Annotated in this window: 2 protein-coding genes and 1 pseudogene; all 3 read right to left on the bottom strand. The window is 70.5% G+C overall.

What is annotated here, in order from left to right:
• Positions 1 to 798: pseudogene (locus VLF38_RS14015) on the bottom strand (hypothetical protein); the annotation flags it as partial.
• A 143-nt stretch (positions 799 to 941) separates the two neighbouring features.
• Positions 942 to 2,837 carry a hypothetical protein gene (locus tag VLF38_RS14010; RefSeq protein ID WP_325271858.1) on the bottom strand — a complete coding sequence of 632 codons (1,896 nt, stop codon included), beginning with the start codon at positions 2,835 to 2,837 and terminating at the stop codon, positions 942 to 944.
• A 163-nt stretch (positions 2,838 to 3,000) separates the two neighbouring features.
• Positions 3,001 to 4,004, bottom strand: a 1,004-nt coding sequence (sucB, locus tag VLF38_RS14005) for a 2-oxoglutarate dehydrogenase, E2 component, dihydrolipoamide succinyltransferase (protein ID WP_325271857.1), incomplete at its 5' end; no start/stop codon positions are given.

Raw genomic sequence — 4,004 nt, 5'->3', positions numbered from 1 at the left:
GGTGATCACGAAGCCGAAGATGATGAACTCGGTGGTCGCCGGGAACTGCGGCATCCCGAGCTCGAACTCCATCAGGAAGACCGAGCAGACGATGCTGAGCGACAGGAAGCTGGCCATCACCCACCGGCCCAGCGGACCGGTCATCAGCTTCGCTCCGGTCTGCTGCGCCTCGGCGAGCATGAGCGGGATGCTGAAGATCGAGGTGACCGCGCCGCCGATCATGAGCACGTGGGTCGGCCCCCACTCGGTGACGTCCTGGCCGAAGAGGCGGTGCCACAGGTCGTCGAGCGGGAAGCCCACGACCGCGATGAAGCCGGAGAGCGTGAGGATGACGGAGCTGTACGGCACCCGCCAGCCCGGGGCGATGCGCAGCGTACGGCGCGGCAGCGGGTCCTTCGCCAGCGCCATCACCAGCAGGCCCAGGCAGTTGAAGAAGAGCAGCGCGAGGAAGATCGGGTAGTGGCTCGGGTTGGCCAGCGGGCCCTCGTCGCGCCCGTTCTGGAGGTGCAGCGGCACGTCCCAGTAGACCGAGGCGGCGACCAGCCAGACCGGGACCATGACCACGACCGGGATGGCAGCCCAGCCCGGGAGGCCGACCAACCGGCCGAGGCCGTCGGACGCCCGGCCCAGGAGCGTGCGGTGACCGGTGCGCTCGCGCAGGAGCGCCCAGCCGGTCACGAGGTAGAAGACGCCGGCGATGCCTGCGGCGTACAGGATCTCCGAGAACGCCGCGCCGCCTGCTGCCGGCGCTGCCTCTGCCTCGAGGGCGAGTGTGCCGAGGGCGAGGGTGTCGAGCATGCGGAGACTCCTGGAGCGAGTGAGGGTGACCGCGACCCGGATGTCCGGGTCACCGTGTACCGGTTACTCCCAACCTAGTGGCTCGCGAGGACCGCCGGGCCCCGCTCCGGGTGTGATCTCCCGCGCGTTGCGGTCAGGCTTCGTCAGACGTCCTCGCGCTCCTTGCGGCTGCCGTAGGCAGCGCGGTTGTAGCACCAGCCGTAGAAGAGCAGCAGGCCGAGCCAGGCGATGATGACGAGCGTGTAGCCGGCATCGAAGAGCCACGACGGGACGTCGTCGCGCGTCTCGCGCTGGAGGAACTTCTTCTCGAGGATCGTCTCCACGCGAGCCCCGTCCTCGACGATCACGGCGCGCCCGGTCGCCGCGGTGACGGCCGGGTCGTCGGGTGCGTAGAGCGGGAACGCGACCATCTGGCTCGGCGCGCGGTGCAGGCGCAGGAGCGTCTTCCAGGGGCCGTAGAGCGGCAGGGGGTGCTCGCTGCGGTACTGGCCGGGCTCTCCGGTCGGGAGCAGCGCGCTGCGGACCAAACCGGGCACGTCGGCCTCCGGGTCGCGGGGGACGTCGTCGCCCGCACCCTTCTTGGGGTTGCCCTGCCAGGAGAGCGCGTAGAACCACACCGCGTCGTCGGCCTGGTCAGAGCCGTCGAAGGTCACCGTCACGGTCTTCAGGCACGGCTCGAGCGAGGTGACGTCACAGGGATCGTCGCCGGTGGAGACGCCCTCGTAGTCGATGGTCGCCTCGAACGTGTCGCCGGTGCGGGGCACGGCGAAGATCGCCATCAGCACGACGAAGACGAGCATGCCGGCGAGCCCGAAGCCGCGGTAGGGGACCGGGCCGGTGTGCGCGGTCTTGGAGCCGATCAGCTTGATCCGGGCGACGAGCCAGAGCGCGAGCAGCGAGCCGCCGACGCCGGAGATGGTGCTGATCGAGAGCAGGAGCGGGAGCTGTTCGGCGTTGAACGGCTGGGGGAGCGGCATGAACTCCTTCGACCAGAGCCACTCGGCGTACATGCCGAGGGAGCCGATCAGCAGGCCGCTGAGGAGGGCGAAGAGCAGGGGCTGGTCACGCCGCTTCGGCTGCAGCGCGAGCGCGACGAGCTCGACGATGACGGCCGAGGGCACCAGCAGGAGGAAGCGCGCGACGAGGACGTCGGGGATCAGGTCGACGCTGATCCAGAGGAAGGCGTGGATGCCGAGGTAGAGGCCCGAGACCAGCAGCGCGCCACCGGGGCCCATCCACAGCCGCGACGCGACCAGGATCCAGGCGGCGAGGAAGGCGAAGATCAGGAACTGCGTCGCAGCGGGGAACTGCGGGACGCCGAGGTCGAACTCCATCAGGAAGGCGAACGGGATGCCGCACAGCGCCATCGCGCCGGTCGCGAGCAGGCGACCCAGGTAGCCACGGGTCAGCGGGGCGCTGACCTGGGCAGCCTCGGCGAGGAGGACAGGCACGCCGAGCACGAAGGTGACCGCGCCGCCGATCATCATCACGTGGGTCGCGCCCCACTCCGTGACGTCCTGGCCGAAGAGGCGGTGCCACAGGTCGTCGGCCGGGAAGCCGACGAGCGCCATCAGGCCGGCGCCGGTGATGATGCACGCACCCAGCGGCACCCGCCAGCCCGGGGCGAGCCGGAGCGCGTGGCGCGGCAGCGGGTCCTTGGCGAGCGCCATGCTCAAGAGGCCGGCGTTCGTGAAACCGAGGATGCCCAGGAAGATGAAGTAGTGGCTGGGGTTGGCCAGCGGACCCTCGTCGCGGCCCTGCTGCATGTGGATCGGCACGTCCCACCAGACACCGAAGCCCGCCGAGAGGATCGAGACCAGGCCGACCGCGACCGGCAGCGCCACCCAGCGCGGCACGCCGGCCAGGTCGCCCGCCCAGTCGGCGACGCGGCCCACGACCGTCGGCTTGTTGCGGCGCTCACGGATCAGGACCCAGCCGACGAGCGCGAGGAAGAAGGTGGCCATGCCGCCCGCGATGAGGATCTCGTCGAAGGCGGCACCTCCGGCGGACGGGACCGTTTCGGCGAACCGGATCTCCATGCTGTGGCGCCCTTCAGTCGACGAGTTCTGCCCCCAGGGCTCACCTTGGCGCGTCGTGACGCGTGGGGGAAGCACTTCCGCACGTTTCGCGCGAAATGACGCGAGGCCCGCACCGGATGACGGTGCGGGCCTCGCGGCGTACGGCTGGTCAGACCTGGAGCTGTCAGACCTGGAACTGGGCTGCCTCGATGCGTGCCTTGATGTCGCCGAGGAACCGGTAGGCATCGGCGCCGTCGATGAGGCGGTGGTCGTAGGTCAGGGTCAGGTAGGCCATGTGGCGGACCGCGATCGACTCGCCGGACTCCGGGTCGTCGATGACGACGGCCCGCTTGACCACGGCACCGGTGCCGAGGATCGCCACCTGCGGCAGGTTGATGATCGGCGTGTCGAGCAGCGCGCCGCGCGAGCCGAGGTTGCTGATCGTGAACGTGCCACCGGCGAGGTCGTCGGGGGTGATCTTGTTGGTGCGCGTGCGCTCCGCGACGTCGGCGATCTTCTTGGCCAGACCGGCGACGGAGAGGTCTCCGGCGTCCTTGACGACCGGCGTCAGCAGGCCCTTGTCGGTGTCGACGGCGAAGGAGAGGTTCTCGCGGTCGAAGTAGGTGACCTCGTTCTTCTCCGAGTCGAGCTGCGCGTTGAGCTTGGGGTGCTGCTTCAGCGCGTCGGCCGCAGCCTTGGCGAAGAACGGCGTGTAGGAGAGCTTCACCCCCTCGCGGGCGAGGAAGTCAGCCTTGGACGCCTCGAGGATGCGCGCGACACCGGTGACGTCGACCTCCATCACGCAGGTGAGCTGCGCAGCCGTCTGCAGCGACTCGACCATGCGCTTGGCGATCACCTGGCGCAGGCGGCTCAGCGGCTCGGTCTTGCCACGCAGCGGCGAGGCGGCCGCCGGCGCCGCGGGTGCAGCAGCGGCAGCGGGGGCCTCGGCAGCGGCCGGAGCCTTGGCGGCGTCGAGCACGTCCTGCTTGCGGATGCGTCCGCCGACACCGGAGCCCTTGACCGACGACAGGTCGACGCCGTGCTTGGCGGCGAGCTTGCGGACCAGCGGCGTGACGTACGACGGGGAGTCACCGCCGGCAGGCGCAGCCGGCGCTGCAGCGGGCGCAGCGGGGGTCGCCGGCGCGGAGGCAGCCGGCGCGGATGCGGCGGGCGCGGGCTCGATCGGCT

The sequence above is a fragment of the Nocardioides sp. genome (genome assembly GCF_035481145.1).
In the GTDB taxonomy this organism is placed as follows: domain Bacteria; phylum Actinomycetota; class Actinomycetes; order Propionibacteriales; family Nocardioidaceae; genus Nocardioides.
Note: the sequence above shows the minus strand (reverse complement) of the source record. Positions and strands in the feature narration are given on the sequence as shown.

Coding starts and splice junctions, on each gene's coding strand:
- VLF38_RS14010 (WP_325271858.1), bottom strand. CDS start 2,837: ATGGAGATCCGGTTCGCCGAAACGGTCCCGTCCGCCGGAGGTGCCGCC.